Origin of the sequence: Bacillus sp. GB_SG_008 (assembly GCF_052038115.1) — a bacterium.
Lineage (GTDB): Bacteria > Bacillota > Bacilli > Bacillales > Bacillaceae_G > Bacillus_A > Bacillus_A rhizoplanae.
The window spans coordinates 19,021-35,921 of sequence record NZ_JBPZSK010000004.1 but is presented as its reverse complement, the minus strand read 5'-3'; the positions used below and the strand labels follow the sequence as shown (position 1 = coordinate 35,921).

Here is a 16,901-nt window from a genome sequence, read left to right as displayed (position 1 = left end):
TATAACTATAAAATGAGGATTTGTACATAGATAAGGCTGAAAAGAATGGGAAATACGAGAGGTATACTTTTTATATTACCTTTATGGAAAAGAGAAAATTTCATATTTGATAACGAACATAAATTATGTTTCACAATTCAACAAAGGGGTTCACTATATGGAATTTCATTTACATAATATGAATGTAGAAGAACTAACAATTACAATGATTCAAGAAGCAATGGAAAATGGTAAGTTCACATCAAGAGAACTTGTTATGTATTATTTATACCAGATTGCAAAAGGCGATAAAATGCATATAAGTGCTGGTATGCTCGTTTTAAAAAATCATGTGAGTCAAAAAGATGCGTATTTAGTGAAAAAGCTTCGAGATGCAGGAGCGATTATTCTCAGTAAAACAAATATGACAGAATTGGCAAATGGAATGTCATTAAAAATATGGGCTGGGTATAGCGCAAGAGGAGGACAAACTTTTAATCCTTATGGACCTGGAGAATTTTTGGTAGGTGAATCCAGCTCCGGTTCTGTTGCTGCAGTCGCTGTAATTTACACCCTCACTTCCTCCATTTAATTTTTTGAAAAGGATATATTTTCTTGAATATCATATACATTATAGAAAAATGCCGAGAGGGGTGTATGTGATGGGTTTCCCGCCTCAACAACAAAGTAAACCTGGCATTGAATCATTAATGATACCCAGACCTATATTTGATAACCCCAATTACAAACCAGCCGGTAAGCTTATAAATAAGGTGGCGCTTATAACTGGTGGGGATAGTGGAATTGGGAGAGCCGTCGCTGTAGCCTTTGCGAAAGAGGGTGCAGACATTGCAATCTCATACCTAAATGAACACAGCGATGCAAAAGAAACGGAGTTCTATGTCAAAAAGTACGGCCGTAGTTGCATTACCATTCCAGGTGATATTGGGTATGAGCAGCATTGCCAACAAGCTGTAATGCGAACGATTCACCAGTTTGGTCGTATTGACATTTTGGTGAATAATGCCGGTGTACTATACATAAGGAACGGTCTACTTAATGTAGACTCGAATCAACGAGCAAGCACCTTTCACACAAATGTTTTTTCGCAGTTTATTATTACGAAAGCTGCTTTACCATACATGAATTCAGGAAGCTCCATAATAAATACAACATCCCTTAGTGCCTATCATGGAGATCAAGACGCAATTGACTACTCTGCATCTAAAGGAGCCATTGTTTCATTTACACGTTCGCTGTCATTGTCACTGGCCTCGCAAGGGATTCGAGTTAATGGTGTGGCCCCAGGACCAATTTGGACTCCATTAATTCCATCTTCCTTACCTCCAGAATGGATTGCCACATTTGGAGACCATGTTCCTATGAAGCGAGCCGGCCAACCGTTTGAAGTGGCACCTGCTTATGTATTCTTGGCCTCCGATGATGCATCTTACATATCAGGGCAAATTCTACACGTGAATGGTGGGGAAATTGTAAACGGCTAAATACTTACAAAACTAATATTAATTGTTATTATTCAAACTGGGTATTTCCCCCACACCAAACAATAAAAAACCATCACCTAAGAGCGTACCTTTGTGATGGTTTTTTATTGTTATAATTTTACCCTTTCAATGAAATTAGATAAAATGTTGTAATAAGTGTTTAGCAAAAGCAAGGTATAGTAATGTAAAAAGTCAAAGACAACTTAAAAATAAGCGATATTTATACCTTTTATGCAAAATTAATTTGAAATTATATATTTTACGGCTTTCTACCTTAATGGAAAGGTTGAAAAAATGTACCTGTCCAGTATACTGAATATGATTCAAACTTTACTAACATTGATGGTTTAGCTATATATCGGATCTATAAAGAACAAAATAGAAAAGGTGTTATGAATGAAAACGTATATTGTAATTGGAGCTGGAATTCTTGGAGCATCTACTGCTTACCATCTTGCGAAAGCAGGAGCACATGTTACATTGGTCGATCGCCAAGATTTAGGACAGGCGACTGATGCAGCAGCGGGAATTGTATGTCCTTGGCTCTCACAGCGTCGGAATAAAGCTTGGTACCAAATCGCAAAAGGTGGAGCTCGTTACTATGCTTCTTTAATTCAACAATTAGAAGCAGATGGCGAAACGGATACAGGTTATAAAAGTGTAGGTGCGATCAGTCTTCATACAGAAGAGAAAAAATTAGATCAAATGGAAGAGCGGGCATATAAACGACGCGAGGATGCTCCGGAAATCGGTGAAATTACTCGTCTATCAAGTTCTGAAACAAAGAGCTTATTTCCACCGTTATCAGAAGAATATAGCGCTGTACATATTAGTGGTGCTGCTCGTGTGAACGGAAGAGCACTTCGTCAGTCTCTTGTGAATGCAGCTAAAAAACAAGGTGCTGTATGTATCATGGGAGATGCATCATTAGTTCATGAAGACAATCGAGTTATTGGTATTGAAGTAAATGGTGAGACTTTAACAGCTGATCAAGTTATCGTAACTGCTGGTGCTTGGGCAAATGAGTTATTGCAGCCGCTTGGTGTTAATTTCTTAGTTACATTCCAAAAAGCGCAAATTGTTCATCTCCATATGCCAGAAATAAATACAGAAAGTTGGCCTGTTGTTATGCCGCCAAATGACCAGTACATTCTTGCGTTTGAAGATGGTCGTGTCGTAGTAGGTGCAACACATGAAAATGATACTGGATTTGATTACCGAGTAACAGCAGGTGGATTACTTGAGGTATTCGATAAAGCATTATCGGTTGCTCCAGGTTTATCAAATAGCACGGTACTTGAAACGAGAGTCGGATATAGACCGTTTACACCAGGCTTTCTTCCTGTGATTGGCGCATTACCTAACTTTGAAGGCATACTAGTTGCAAATGGGTTGGGTGCTTCTGGGTTAACAGCAGGGCCTTACTTAGGTTCTGAACTTGCAAAACTTGCTCTTGGTGAACAAACAGAACTTGAACTTAGTTATTATGATGTAGCTGGGGCAATTGAACAACCAAAGAATTAGAGAAATAGTATGTATTACATATAGGGGTAGTACCACATGCCCATCAGCCTAAAAAATAAAATAATTCATAACGAAAAATTTCCTTTTCTACAACTATTTATAAGAAGTAAGATTCTTTTTTGTTGTGAGGAGAAAAGGATTTCTTAGCCTGATGGCCATGTTACGGTACCCCTATAAGAAAATAGTAACAGGCTTTTAACTTTAAAATAGCTTAAATTGATGAATGTGATGTTACCTCTAAACGTAATTTCTTACTTACTAGTTAAACTGGACATTTCAACAGATTTTTGAGTACAACGTTTCATAGCTGAAATGATAGCTGTTCTTAAGCCTTTTTCCTCTAATGTTGCTACAGCTTCTATTGTCGTTCCACCTGGAGAACAAACCATATCTTTAAGTGCGCCTGGATGTATTCCTGTTTCAAGTACCATTTTTGCAGAACCCAATACAGCTTGAGCTGCGAATTTATATGCTTGAGCTCTTGGCATACCATCTAGTACAGCAGCATCTGCCATGGCTTCTATAAACATATATACATATGCTGGAGAAGAACCACTTACAGATGTTACAACATCCATTAATTTTTCGTTTACTATCTCTGTTTGGCCAAAACTATTAAATATATTTAGTATATCTTCTAGATCTTGTTCTGTAACCATTTCATTAGCACATAACGCAGACATTCCTTCTCCAACAAGAGCTGGTGTATTAGGCATTACTCTAACAACCTTTAACTTTCTGCCGAAAGCATTCTCAGTACTCTTAATACTTTTTCCCGCAGCAATAGTTACGACTATTACATTGTTTTTTATCTGCTCTTTTATTTGGTTAATTACTGATGAGTATAGGTCTGGTTTGATTGACAAAATTAAAATATCAGCATTGTTAGCTACTTCATTGTTGTCAGTAGTTGTAGTTATGTCATATTTTTCACTAGCATTTTTTAAATTAATGACACTTACATCTGAACAAATTATTTTATCTGAAGAAACTATATTTTTGTTAATCATTCCACCTATCATAGCGATACCCATGTTTCCACATCCGATGAATCCTATTTGTTTGTTCATAATAACTCGCTCTTGCTCCTTTTAGTATAAATTTTATTGGTTTGAAATTATTATTCTAAAAAAATAATGATATCCCGTACAGAAGAAATAAACATTATAAACTATATCGAGATTCGTATAAAAAAACATTTTAAGAGAGTACATTACTTTTTGCAATACAAAAAATATATAGAAATCACTTTTATTCTGCACTAAACAAGTACATTTTCTATAATTTAATATTTTTTGTTATATACCACTCAATAACATTTTAAATAATTTTGGAGAATATAAACGTAGCACTCTCTTTCCTTATTTTCTAAAATATCTCTTGACATAAAAATGCGTTATATCGCATACTATATAAAAATTAAAGTGAAAATCGTTGAAGGGAACTAGTACATATGTCTTCTTGCGCAAGAGAGTGGAATCCGCAGGCTGAAAGATTCCTCGTATAGAAATTATCGAACCTATCCCTGAGTCTTAAACGAAAGTTTAAGCGTATGCCTGCGTTACAGGCGACAAGCGGATATAGATTTATATCAATGAAGGTGGTACCGCGGAACAATGACCGTTTCGTCCTTTTTAAGGACGGAGCGGTCTTTTTTATTTGGCTCTTTATTGCGAGATAGGCATCATTGGTGAGGGGTTCTTTGCTGCAAATTGCACGTGGTAGAAGAATAGTTTGTCTCCATTTGAAAAAAGAAGCAACACAATTTACAAAAAACTTTTATTTTAGACTAGGGGGTACAAAAGTGAAAAAACAACGAATTGTCGTGAAAATCGGAAGCAGTTCCTTGGCAGCGAATCATGGCGGCATCTCTGGCGAACATCTTTCAGATCACGTTGCCGCCTTGGCGCGACTGAAGCAGGAAGGACATGAAATCGTGCTGATTACATCTGGGGCCGTCGCCGCAGGTTTTTCCGCTCTCGGGTATCCCGGCCGACCTGTGACAATTAAAGGGAAGCAGGCTGCCGCCGCTGTCGGGCAAAGTCTGTTGATGCAGGCATATACGGAAGAATTCCGCAAATATGGGATTGTTACCGCGCAGCTTCTGCTGACAAGAAGCGATTTTTCCAGAAAAGAACAATACAGCAATGCCTACGCCACTTTATCGGAGCTACTAAACCGTTCCGCTCTTCCTATAATCAATGAAAACGATTCTATTTCTTTGGAGGAGCTGACGTTTGGAGATAATGACATGCTGTCAGCTTTAGTAAGCGGGCTTGTCTCGGCGGATATGCTCATGATTTTTACGGATGTGAACGGTTTATATGACCGAAATCCTCAGAAAAATCCGGACGCAAAAAAGTATTACTTTCTCCCTGCCGTTACGGAAGAAATCGCCTCTCTTGCTGGAGATGCTGGCTCAAAACTTGGTACCGGCGGCATGAAATCGAAAATCGATGCGGCAAAGACGGCACTATCTCTCGGTGTGAGTGTATTCATCGGAACAGGACGTGGACGAGAGAAGTTTTCAGATGTTTTGAAGGGTAAAGGTGATGGAACATATATCGGCAATACGCCTCAAAAAGCGATCAAGATGAACAAGCAATGGATTGCGCTGCATTCGCTTGTCAGCGGACAAATCGAAGTGGATGCCGGAGCAGCCGCTGCCATCATTCAGCGTGGAAAAAGTCTTCTGCCTGCCGGTGTTACCGGTGTGTTTGGAATCTTTCAATCCGGTGAAGTTGTGGAGGTCATCACGCAACAAGGACGCGTGATAGGGAAAGGACAATGCAGATATGGTGCAGAGGAATTGCGGGAGCTAAAAGGTATGCAGAGCCATGACATTCAAGCGCGAGGCGAAAGGCATAGCTATGAGGTCATTCATAGGGATAATTGGGTTTCATTTTAAATGGCACGTTCAAGTGAAGAAAACAGGGTCCTTCGTCCTAAAAGGCGCTGTTTGTCTTTTCTCGCTCTAAGCGTCCGATTGATTCAACTAACATCTATACAGGAGAGTCTTGAATGGTAGTGCCTAGTTGGCGGAGTTGGACACGTCTTGAATTTTATACTTTTTAATCTTTAAAAGGGGGAAACGAAAATGAATGAAGTGTTGGCAAAGGGACAAAAAGCGAAAAAGATTGCTGGAGAGCTTGTGGCCAAATCGACTAATGAAAAAAATAAGGCACTGGCGGCTGTCGCTGAGCAATTGATAGTAGAGACATCCTATATTTTGGAGGAGAACAAACGGGATATCGAACAAGGTAAAGCGAAGGGAATGTCTGCCTCTCTTCTCGACCGCCTCATGCTGAATGAACAGCGCATTATTGATATGGCAGAGGGTATCCGGCAGCTAATTGATTTGCGCGATCCTGTCGGAGAATGTGTAGCTGCATGGGAACGGCCGAATGGTTTGTCTATTCGGGAGATGCGCGTACCGCTCGGTGTTGTCGGGATGATTTACGAGGCGAGGCCGAACGTGACGGTGGATGCGGCCACAATTTGCTTGAAAACAGGCAACGCAGTGATCTTGCGTGGTAGTTCTTCCGCCGCTTATTCCAACAAAGCCATCGTCGCTGTCATTCATCGAGCACTCAAACAAACGAGCTTGCCTCCAGAAAGCGTACAGCTCATTGAAGACAATTCACGAGACAGCGCAAAGCAGCTGTTTACATTGAACGAGTACTTGGATGTTCTTATTCCAAGAGGTGGCAAGCAGTTGATAGATACTGTAGTGAGAGAAGCGTCTGTTCCTGTATTGGAAACAGGTGCGGGAAATTGTCACATTTTCATTGATGAAACAGCAGATAAACAGATGGCATTCGATATTATCGTAAACGCCAAAACACAGCGTCCGTCTGTATGCAATGCTATTGAAACAATTATACTTCATGAGAATTGGGCGCAGCGATTCGGTACCGAGCTGTTTTCTTTCTTGAAGGAAAGAGGAGTGGAGCTTCGTGGAGATAAGAAAGCATTGGCAATTGATTCTTCTCTTGTACCCGCTTCAGAAGAAGACTGGGAAACAGAGTTTTTGTCTCTTACGCTGGCAGTCAGAATCGTTTCCTCTGTTGAAGAAGCGATTCGCCACATCAATGCTTATGGTTCCATGCATTCCGAAGCGATCATTACAGAGAACGAGGAAAACGTCAGTAAGTTTTTCACGTCCGTCGATGCCGCGGCGCTCTACCATAATGCTTCGACCCGCTTTACTGACGGCTTTGAATTTGGCTTCGGCGCAGAAATCGGCATCAGCACGCAAAAGCTGCACGCGCGGGGACCGATGGGGCTATCTGCATTGACTTCCACAAAATATGTGATTCGTGGGAATGGACAGATTCGGGGATAAGAAGTAAAAGGACAGATGTAAAGGTCCCTTGTTTTTTCTTCATCTATACCTATTATCATTATTTATTACTATGTTCATTTAAAAACTGATTCAGTTTTTTTCTGTAAGAGGTAGCAAACTTAAGTATTTGTAATACATAAAAAGGATAGATAAGGTTTCTATTTTATCTATCCTTTTTTTATCACATATAATGTGGAATATTTTTTTGTTATGGGGTATTTAATTTTGTTAGGTTGATGGCAATGGCGCACCGTCCACATTTTAACGAAAATATACGCTAAGTAAAATAAGCTAAAAATAGCTTAAATGGTGTCTCAAAACTTATCTTTAAATTAAAATCCCAATTGAAATCATGCTATTGTTTTTCGAAAATCTTTTAGCGTATAAAAACATTAAAATGTACATGCTACACCTTTTTAAATTTCTGTTCAATCTTATCATGTACTGATTCGATTTTTTCAGGCAACACAAATAAATATTCGATAAGGACTTCTAATAATTCTGTTAACAAAGCTACTGCTTCATCATCAATTTCCTGTTTCAATTCAAGCATCCCATAAAAAGGACTTTCCGGATGAACGAGGTTGCCAACATCTTGAATCGGTTTAGTTAAATCGATATATTTTGGCAATTGCTCAAATTGCTGGGAAAGAGACTGTCCATTACTTTTCTCTCCAAGAAAATGTTTGAGGACACTTTCAAGAACTTGTTTTGACAGTACTGCAGTAGCAGAATTATCTTTTGATTGACTGACATTTAAAGTAGAGCGATATGCCCTAACAAGGTCTATAGGGATATGTTTATTGCGTTCGAGCTGATCTAAAGGATCTCTTAAATCCGAAGGACTATAAATATACACTTCTACTTCTTTATTTATTTGATCCGGATAATCATTAAACATAATCACAAATTCTGATGTCTTTTGACATTCAAAACAAAGCCCTTCTGCGAATAATCCTCTTTTTGTAACTTGGTAAAAATTCGTTTTTAACGTAAATTCACTTGGTTTACCGCATTTAGGACACTGACTTCTGACATTTTTCGGTACCTTTAAATACCCATACTGGGTATGAGATGAAATGGCCCCTGGTAATATTTTTCTCATTTAAACCTCCTAAAAATTTAACCCTAATCCGTAACTTATATACATATTTCTGGTAACTATTCAGTCACCTCATGAAGATATAAGATGGTTAGAAACATTTACTAAAAAATATGTTTACTTGTTTTATCACAAGATATAGTGTATCGCACATGTTTGTGTTGTAAGCAAAAAAATAGACCGAATTTCCGCCTATGAAACTCCTAAATTAAAGGTATAGCTGAGTAGTTATTATTTCTGTATAATTTATAATTGATAATACAAATTTTTTAATTTATACAAAAAGTATAAATTAAAAAATCACAATTACAATCTGTAATATGTGGAAATAATATTTTTTCTTAGTAAAGTGTCAGCATACATACCCATTAAGCTAATGTTTTGAGACACTCCCATAACGAAAATTTTACCTTTTTACAGTTATTTATGAGAATTTGGATCATTTTTTTCGTTTTGGGGAACAATTAATTTCTTAGCTTGATGGGCATGGGATAGCGCCAACAGAACGCTAATTTCGTACGCTAAGTCAGTAATTTCGTCATGAAGAAAGCCGATGATTCCTACACTAAGGAATCATCGGCTTATTATATTTTTTTACTATATAGTTGTTTAAAATGATACAAACATGCTGAATCCTTTGTGGGATATGTCAGAAAAACGCGGGTCTTCAACGTTAAACTAATTTCAGTTTAAAATAGTCAATTCCCTTAGTTAGTATTCGACTCTTCTACTAACTTCCTCAAATAAGGCAACCTTTAGCTCAACAAGATTTGTTTTTCCATACTAATCACATACTCTTTTCAGAATAATAATTTCAGTATGTTGAAGGTTTAGAGATTGATTGCAATTTTTTTGAAGTTTTTGCACCAAAATCACTTTTCTGATATTTAAAAAATCTTTTTTGTAAAACCATGTATTTTTTGGTGAGATTCTGTAGTGTTGATTATAAATTAATGAAAGTTCTGGTGTAAAAATTTGAAGACAAGTGAAGGGAGTAGATCTACTGATATCATGTATTGATTTAGAAGGGAATACCAGAGCAGTCAAGTGCTTTTCTAAGAAACTTTAATTTATAAACTAAAGAGACATTATTCTAGAACAAATATGAAAGCGCTTAAAATTATTTGTATTTTCGGAAAATTTGTTTAATTACCTGTACAAATAATAAAAAGAGACAAAAAGGATCTATATAAGTCCAATTTAAAAATCCGGCATACGGAACAAGTATGATGGTGCAGCCACATTTTAGGATAAAAACTATTTTTTTGCAGGAGGAGCTAGAGCATTCACATGAAGAAGCGTCAGGCCCTTTAAGATGTCAGCTGTACGGTTACATGTTACGGATATTCGTATAAATGAGGAAATACCATTTTCACAGAAAATTTTTACCTGTGTTACATGTGTATATGAGACGAGTTTAGTCGTGCCGGAAAATTAAAATTATTTTATATGGATTAGAGGCTACTAAATTTTAATATGAGGTGATGATATGGAACAATTTTTGTCGGATCTATTGGGATTAACAAATGATTTTCTGTGGTCTAAATTGTTAATTATTATGCTTGTTGCTTGCGGAATTTATTTCACATTTAAATCGAAATTTGTACAGTTTCGAATGTTAAAGGAAATGATCCGTGTGTTAATGGAAGGGAAAGCTGGTTCTAAAGACGAAGTTTCTCCATTTCAAGCGTTCTGTATTGGTATGGCCGCTCGCGTTGGAACGGGAAATATCACAGGAATTGCGATTGCGATTGCATTAGGCGGTCCTGGAGCAGTATTCTGGATGTGGATTATTTCTATTATTAGCTCAGCATCCAGCTTTGTTGAAAGTACGTTAGCGCAAATATATAAAGTAAAAGATAAAAATGGTTTCCGCGGCGGTCCATCTTATTATATGGAAAAAGGATTGAACAAACGTTGGATGGGAGTATTATTCTCCATTTTAATTACGATTACTTTCGGTCTTGTATTCAATTCTGTCCAATCAAATACCGTTACACTTGCTTTTGAGAACTCATTCGGTACAGATCGTTTAACTGTAGGGATTATCATGGCAATTGCTTTCGCTGCGATTATCTTTGGCGGTGTGCAGCGTATTGCAAAAATGGCTGAATACAAGGTAATGTTCCTAGCGGTGTTATACATTGGTGTTGCATTATTTGTTGTAGTTACGAATATAACAAAAATGCCGGAAGTTCTTTCTCTTATTGTTCAAAACGCATTTGGCTTTAAACAAATAGCAGGCGGTTCAATCGGCGCAGCGCTCATGAATGGAGTTAAACGTGGTTTATTCTCAAATGAAGCTGGTATGGGAAGTGCGCCAAACGTTGCCGCAACGGCAACAACAAGCCATCCGGTGAAACAAGGACTTATTCAAGCATTTGGCGTATTAACGGATACACTGATTATCTGTACAAGCACAGCATTTATTATTTTACTTTCTGATGCATACAAACAACCAGATCTAAATGGTATTGCACTTACACAAGCAGCATTAAGTGAACACATCGGTTCTTGGGCGTCAGGCTGTCTTGCTATCTTTGTTTTCCTATTTGGATTCGGTGCGTTAATTGGTAACTATTATTACGGAGAAACAAATATTCGATTCTTAAACAATAGTAAAGTATGGTTGATGGTATACCGAATAAGCGTGTTAGCCATGATTGTATTCGGTTCTGTTGCAAAGATCCAATTTGTATGGGATTTAGCGGATTTATTTATGGGCTTTATGGTTATTATAAATTTAATTGCTATTACATTACTATCAAAAACAGCCTTTGCTGCGTTACATGATTACATGAAACAGAAAAAAGCTGGTAAAGATCCTATTTTTTATAAAGACAGCATTAAAGGAATTGAAAACGTTGAATGTTGGGAGCATTATCAGGATGCTTCAACTTCAGAAAAGAAAAGTATGTAATAAGAAAGATATTCGGGCTGCAATATGTCTGAATATCTTTCTTGGTTCTAGTGCAAAAAAATTGTTAACTAACAGATGCAGAATAGTAAAAGGTGTTAATATATTGCAACTATATTAAGATCTTGAAAAGAGGGACCTGAAAAACAGCGAAAGTACTGGTCGATTCCTTTAAAAACGATTTCTCAAACATCACAGGTCTATATGTTTAGCTGCTTATATCGATAGAATAAGAAAAAACAGCTGTCTTTGATTTGGCCACATTTAATTACCCTTGAGAGCAATATAGCTTATAATTGGTTAGGTTATATGCTATTACCTATCAATCTATAAAGAAAGGTGACCGTCTTGACAGTGTTTTTTGCACTTTTTGTCTATTCATTATAAAGAAAAATTTATACTGTATAAAATTAATAGGACGGGGGAATATGGTTAAATGATAAAGGAGTATAGCGTTCCAGTTGAGAGTCAAAAGAAAGCTTGCTTAGATCAATGGATAGCACATTATCGAACCTATGCTGTTAAAGGACAAAACGTCAGTTATATTCCTGCTTTAGGAAAGATAAATTTATCGCAATTAGGTATTTGTATAGTAGAGCCAGATGGAACAATGATAAAGTCAGGGGATTGGGACGTACCTTTCACCTTACAAAGCATATCAAAAGTAATCGGCTTTATAGCGGCTTGTTTAAGCCGAGGTATTACTTATGTGTTAGAGCGGGTTGATGTAGAACCAACTGGAGATGCTTTCAACTCGATAATTCGTTTAGAGATGCATAAACCTGGAAAGCCGTTTAACCCTATGATTAATGCCGGAGCGATTTCGGTAGCTTCGCTTCTGCCAGGAACGTCGGCACAAGAAAAATTAGAAACTCTTTACGCATTAATCGAAAAAATGATAGGGAAGCGTCCTGTCATTAATGAAAAAGTGTTTCAATCTGAATGGCAAACAGCCCATCGAAATAGAGCTTTAGCACATTATTTAAAGGAGAATGGCTTTTTAGAATCGGATGTGGAGGAAGCACTAGAGGTTTACTTGAAACAATGTTCTATAGAAATAAATACAGAGGATATAGCTTTAATAGGACTCATACTTGCACATGATGGATATCATCCTATTCATAAAGAACAAGTCCTACCTAAAGAGGTAGCTAGATTAACAAAAGCCTTAATGCTCACTTGTGGAATGTACAATGCATCTGGTAAATTTGCTGCTTTCATCGGATTGCCAGCTAAAAGTGGGGTGTCCGGAGGGATTATGACACTTGTCCCTTCAAGGCTAAAGAGCGAACTACCGTTTTCAGATGGATGTGGTATTGGTATTTATGGACCAGCTATTGATGAATATGGGAATAGTTTACCAGGAGTTATGTTATTGAAACGTATTGCAAAAGAATGGGATTTAAGTATTTTCTAAAAAACATCAAGGATGTTTTGGTGTCAGAACGAACACAAAAATGTTCAGACCGTATAATGTGTCTGAACATTTTTGCGTTACATAGTACCTTCCCATTTTAAAGTTGGAGAATATCAAGAATAATCGCAATCTTCGATTCTTTCGTTTATATCTGATACATCGTTTTTATAAAAAATAGAGTAAGTGTTGTATTAATGTCAACGGGTTTGTATACTGATTGTTAGTCAAAATTGGGAAGTGATAATCTTGAATCTCAGTAATTTAGTAAAAAAAGACATTTATATTCTGGTTCTGATGATATTTACAGTACCTTTAGCAGGTGAAATAAAGTTTTTCCCCTTTAATGAGACGTTTCGAATGAGCTTTGGTGCACCAACATTTTTCTTTTTTTTGTTATTATTTCGACGAATGCCAGCATTTTTACCGGGTTTTTTAACAGGAATGGTAGTTGTAGAATTTCGTATCCTGATAGACCTCATCACACAGGAAAATATGGATTGGATATCTTCTTTTCATATCCAATATCCTAGTTTTTTCTTTTATTTTACTTATTCTTGTCTCTTTTATTTAGCAAAAATCAAACGATTTCATCACCAACCATTGATGATTGGGTTTATTGGCTTCATCATCGAAATATTATCGGACTGTGTGGAATTAATGATTCAATATTTCGTATTAAAAACAACTATTACACCAGAGGCACTATATGAGATAATCGTTGTCGCATTTTCCCACAGTTTTATAGTTATAAGCTTTTTCAATATGATGAAACTGTATGAAGCACAGTCAAGGGAGAGGCAAATTAAAAAACAAAATGAACACATGCTCATGCTCATTTCCAATTTATATGAAGATGCTGTTCATTTAAAAAAAACGTTGCAAGATGCTGAAAATATAACAAAAAAATCTTATGATTTATATAAAAGTTTAGACTCTTTAGAGAATGGTCAGATGAGCTTTCAGGTTCAGGATTTACGGCAGCATGCATTGAAAATCGCTGGTGAAGTCCATGAAATTAAAAAGGATAACCAACGTATTTTTGCTGGACTTTCAAAGCTGATTTCTGATGAAAGTTTTACTGATTATATGTCCATATATGAATTGGTAAACATCATCGTACGAGCAAACGAGAAATACGCCCGTTTACTAGAGAAAGACATCCAATTTGTGTACAAGATTGATGGTGTGCATCCTCACTATCATATTTACACAATTTTATCAATTATAAACAATGTTGTTGCAAACGCTGTAGAAGCTATCCAAGATATGGGAACCATCACAATTGACATTAATAAAGAGCATGATTTGGTTGAATTTCGAATAGGAGATAACGGTCCTGGTATTTCCTCAAAGTATAAAGAGTCAATTTTCGAACCTGGGTTTACTTCTAAATATGATGACGCTGGTAACGCATCGACAGGTATCGGACTATCGTATGTAAAAGAAATGGTCGAACAACTTGAAGGTGATGTTACGTTTGAGGACAGACCCGACGAGAAAGGATCGATTTTTATAATTAGATTAGGGATTGATCACATAATTGGGAAAGGGTGATTCTATGAATTTTTATATAGTAGATGATGAGAAAGCGGTTCGCTTAATGTTAGCTCAAATTATCGAGGATGAAGATCTAGGGGAGGTTGTAGGAGAAGCTGAGAATGGCTCATTGGTAGATCAACAAATGCTAATCTTGAAAAATATAGACATTTTATTTATCGATTTGTTAATGCCGATTCAAGATGGAATAAAAACGATTCGTCAAATAAAACCGTCATTCAAAGGAAAAATCATCATGGTTTCTCAAGTAGAAACAAAAGAATTGATTGCTGAAGCGTATTCGCTTGGTGTTGAATACTTTATTATCAAACCGATTAACCGAATTGAAGTATTAGCAGTCGTTCAGAAAGTCATCGAACGAATCCAATTGGAAAAATCGATAAAAAACATTCACGAATCGCTCAATACGGTGCTTAAATTGGATATCTATCAAAGTCCGCAGGAAAAATACCTTAATGAAAAACATATAAGTACTTCCAGCCATTTTCGAAATTCCATTCATTTTCTTCTATCCGAATTAGGGATAGCTACTGAAAGCGGAAGTAAAGATTTAATGGACATGTTGGATTATTTATATAAATATGAACAAGATAAAACGTTTGAACAAGGTTTTCCCTCTCTAAGAGAGATTTTTATGAATTTAGCTCAAACAAAACTTGGAGAATCAATCGAAGAGGCCGAATTAAAAAGATCCATTGAAGCCTCCAAACAACGGATCCGGAGGGCAATTTACCAATCATTAAACCATTTAGCATCCCTTGGACTTACTGATTTTTTAAACCCGAAGTTTGAAAATTATGCTTCTAGGTTTTTTGATTTTACAATCGTAAGGAGAAAGATGACAGAATTGAATAATGAGCCAACATTACCTACTCGTATCGATATGAAAAGATTTATTCAAGTTCTTTATTTTGAAGCTAAGCAGATACATTTTGAATTACAATGACGAACTCTTACTTATTCTTAATCTCAAATGATGGATTCGCTTTATAATCTGGATGCTTATTGGACTAGTTATTTATATGTTATATGGAAAAAATAAAAGTAATTTAGCTAAAAATATAACTAAATAGTTAGTTAAATTAAAAAAAGATGCTAGATAGCATCTTTTTTACTTTAAGAGGTATCATTACATACTTATATTATTTTTAATAACAACTAATTATCAAATTGTTAGCTTGCAAACGCAAAGTAGAGGAGGTGAAGCAAAGCAAAAACGTTATATGAACGTTTCTGAGGCCTGAGATTCTATTCATCAAATAATTCGTGAGTTTTCATTGAAAAGAGAGAGCCCTTTGTTCAGCTCACATATATAATATATACATGGGATAACATTATAATGGTTTTTTTTACATAATTGTGATACTATTTTCCTTTATAACAAAAAAGGACGTGACTTATAGTGATCAAAATTGAGATACCAAATCCAGACGTTACGATTACAGAGCGTAAGCAAGTAATAAAAGGTGATGAACCAAGAATAACTCCGATTAGCGGGTTTATTGATTTTCATTTAATTCCGAGAGATAAGGGCGGCATTTTTATGTTTTATAATATTAATGACGAGCTCTTATTCGTTGGAAAAGCACGTAAATTAAGACAAAGAATTAAAAAGCATTTTGAAGATACTGTTTCACCAATCAAAGCACATAGAGATGAAGTATATCGAATTGATGCATGTATCGTAGAAGATCCAATGGAAAGAGAAATTTACGAAACATATATTATTAATGAACTTCAAGCGAAATATAATGTAGATAAAGTATTTTTTAAATAAAAAGTTCTGTGAAAAATGACCTCGGTATTGCGCCGAGGTCATTTTAGTTGGGGCCTCTTAGTAGTACTTATATTTTATATGCCTTTTTACGACTTAGGTCTTGATAATAAAACAAAGATTAATAAAAATGTTCAGTATAGAGAAAAGATGTTGCTGAGTAAGCTAATCTAAGGTGAAGATTTGAATAAAAAGCATTTTAAGGAGAGAAGCGTGTGCGGATATTCCATGTAAGTGAAGAGAGCCACATTCAAGTATTTCAGCCCCGAATCCCTACTCGAACGGACCTAGATCCAACGAAAGGGCTTGTATGGGCGATAGATGATAAATGCTTACCTAACTTTTTAACACCTAGAAATTGTCCACGTGTTTGCTATCATATTGGACCAAATACATCTGAAATCGACAAGCAAACATATATATCATCAAAATCATGTTCACATGTAGTAGTTATTGAAAACAAATGGTTTGAAACGATGAAAAATACTAAATTATACTTGTATGAATTTGATACAAAGCAATTCACACTTCAAGACAAGAATGCTGGCTATTATATAAGTGAAACAACACAAATTCCAATTGCTAAATTGGAAGTAGCTAATTTATTTCAAGAACTGTTTAAACGTAATGTTGAATTACGCTTAGTAAATAATTTGTGGGATATTTATGATGAAATTCAAAAAACAACATTTAATTGGTCAATGTGTAGAATGGGGTTTGCACAGCCAAGATTGATGAATAATTTGTAATTTCTCAAAGATTCAAAGGGCATACCTATGAG

At 36.2% G+C, this 16,901-nt stretch carries 13 protein-coding genes, 2 pseudogenes and 1 other annotated feature; of the genes and pseudogenes, 13 read left to right on the top strand and 2 right to left on the bottom strand.

The genetic code is table 11. From position 1 onward, the window contains the following. Positions 1 to 157: 157 nt before the first annotated feature. The 3 genes and pseudogenes from ACTDJC_RS11705 to ACTDJC_RS11695 form a co-directional block, all read left to right on the top strand. Positions 158 to 562 (top strand): annotated as a pseudogene (locus tag ACTDJC_RS11705) (amidase family protein); the annotation flags it as partial. Positions 563 to 641: 79 nt separating this feature from the next. Next, the gene (locus ACTDJC_RS11700) at positions 642 to 1,484 is read left to right on the top strand and encodes an SDR family oxidoreductase (protein ID WP_098309805.1); all 843 of its coding nucleotides are present in this window, start codon (positions 642 to 644) and stop codon (positions 1,482 to 1,484) included. Positions 1,485 to 1,880: 396 nt separating this feature from the next. Next, entirely contained in the window at positions 1,881 to 3,008 is a 1,128-nt protein-coding gene (locus tag ACTDJC_RS11695; RefSeq protein WP_440603501.1) for an NAD(P)/FAD-dependent oxidoreductase, read from the top strand. 251 nt (positions 3,009 to 3,259) lie between these two features. On the opposite strand, the gene proC is transcribed toward ACTDJC_RS11695, so the two are convergent. Further along, positions 3,260 to 4,078: a pyrroline-5-carboxylate reductase gene (gene proC, locus ACTDJC_RS11690; RefSeq protein WP_440603500.1), complete on the bottom strand. Its 819-nt coding sequence runs from the start codon at positions 4,076 to 4,078 to the stop codon at positions 3,260 to 3,262. Positions 4,079 to 4,433: 355 nt separating this feature from the next. After that, positions 4,434 to 4,644: a binding site (T-box leader), on the top strand. 108 nt (positions 4,645 to 4,752) lie between these two features. Between proC and proB the strand changes: the two genes are divergently transcribed. Beyond that, a complete protein-coding gene (gene proB / locus ACTDJC_RS11685) occupies positions 4,753 to 5,916 on the top strand; it encodes a glutamate 5-kinase (protein ID WP_440603728.1) in 1,164 nt (387 codons plus the stop codon). Positions 5,917 to 6,105: 189 nt separating this feature from the next. After that, positions 6,106 to 7,353, top strand: a complete 1,248-nt coding sequence (locus ACTDJC_RS11680; protein ID WP_440603499.1) for a glutamate-5-semialdehyde dehydrogenase — start codon at positions 6,106 to 6,108, stop codon at positions 7,351 to 7,353. Positions 7,354 to 7,759: 406 nt separating this feature from the next. On the opposite strand, the gene ACTDJC_RS11675 is transcribed toward ACTDJC_RS11680, so the two are convergent. Next, positions 7,760 to 8,458, bottom strand: coding sequence for a hypothetical protein (locus ACTDJC_RS11675; RefSeq protein ID WP_098310994.1), 699 nt, complete (start codon positions 8,456 to 8,458; stop codon positions 7,760 to 7,762). A 1,486-nt stretch (positions 8,459 to 9,944) separates the two neighbouring features. Between ACTDJC_RS11675 and ACTDJC_RS11670 the strand changes: the two genes are divergently transcribed. From ACTDJC_RS11670 to ACTDJC_RS11635, 8 genes and pseudogenes are all read left to right on the top strand, one after another. Next, positions 9,945 to 11,375, top strand: a complete 1,431-nt coding sequence (locus ACTDJC_RS11670) for an alanine/glycine:cation symporter family protein (RefSeq protein WP_440603498.1) — start codon at positions 9,945 to 9,947, stop codon at positions 11,373 to 11,375. 433 nt (positions 11,376 to 11,808) lie between these two features. Next, positions 11,809 to 12,789, top strand: a complete 981-nt coding sequence (locus ACTDJC_RS11665) for a glutaminase (protein ID WP_440603497.1) — start codon at positions 11,809 to 11,811, stop codon at positions 12,787 to 12,789. Between the two features lie 237 nt (positions 12,790 to 13,026). Beyond that, complete coding sequence (locus ACTDJC_RS11660) at positions 13,027 to 14,343, top strand: sensor histidine kinase (protein WP_440603496.1); 1,317 nt, start codon at positions 13,027 to 13,029, stop codon at positions 14,341 to 14,343. A 4-nt stretch (positions 14,344 to 14,347) separates the two neighbouring features. Next, on the top strand, positions 14,348 to 15,292 hold the full coding sequence (locus ACTDJC_RS11655) for a response regulator (RefSeq protein ID WP_440603495.1): 945 nt from the start codon (positions 14,348 to 14,350) through the stop codon (positions 15,290 to 15,292). A gap of 34 nt (positions 15,293 to 15,326) precedes the next feature. Then, positions 15,327 to 15,419 carry an amino acid permease C-terminal domain-containing protein gene (locus ACTDJC_RS11650; RefSeq protein ID WP_255258179.1) on the top strand — a complete coding sequence of 31 codons (93 nt, stop codon included), beginning with the start codon at positions 15,327 to 15,329 and terminating at the stop codon, positions 15,417 to 15,419. 75 nt (positions 15,420 to 15,494) lie between these two features. Continuing rightward, positions 15,495 to 15,659, top strand: a pseudogene (locus ACTDJC_RS11645) (Ger(x)C family spore germination protein); the annotation flags it as partial. An 89-nt stretch (positions 15,660 to 15,748) separates the two neighbouring features. Continuing rightward, positions 15,749 to 16,123, top strand: coding sequence for a nucleotide excision repair endonuclease (locus tag ACTDJC_RS11640; protein ID WP_440603494.1), 375 nt, complete (start codon positions 15,749 to 15,751; stop codon positions 16,121 to 16,123). Between the two features lie 212 nt (positions 16,124 to 16,335). Then, a complete protein-coding gene (locus ACTDJC_RS11635; protein WP_440603493.1) occupies positions 16,336 to 16,869 on the top strand; it encodes a DUF6886 family protein in 534 nt (177 codons plus the stop codon). The last annotated feature ends 32 nt before the right edge of the window (positions 16,870 to 16,901 follow it).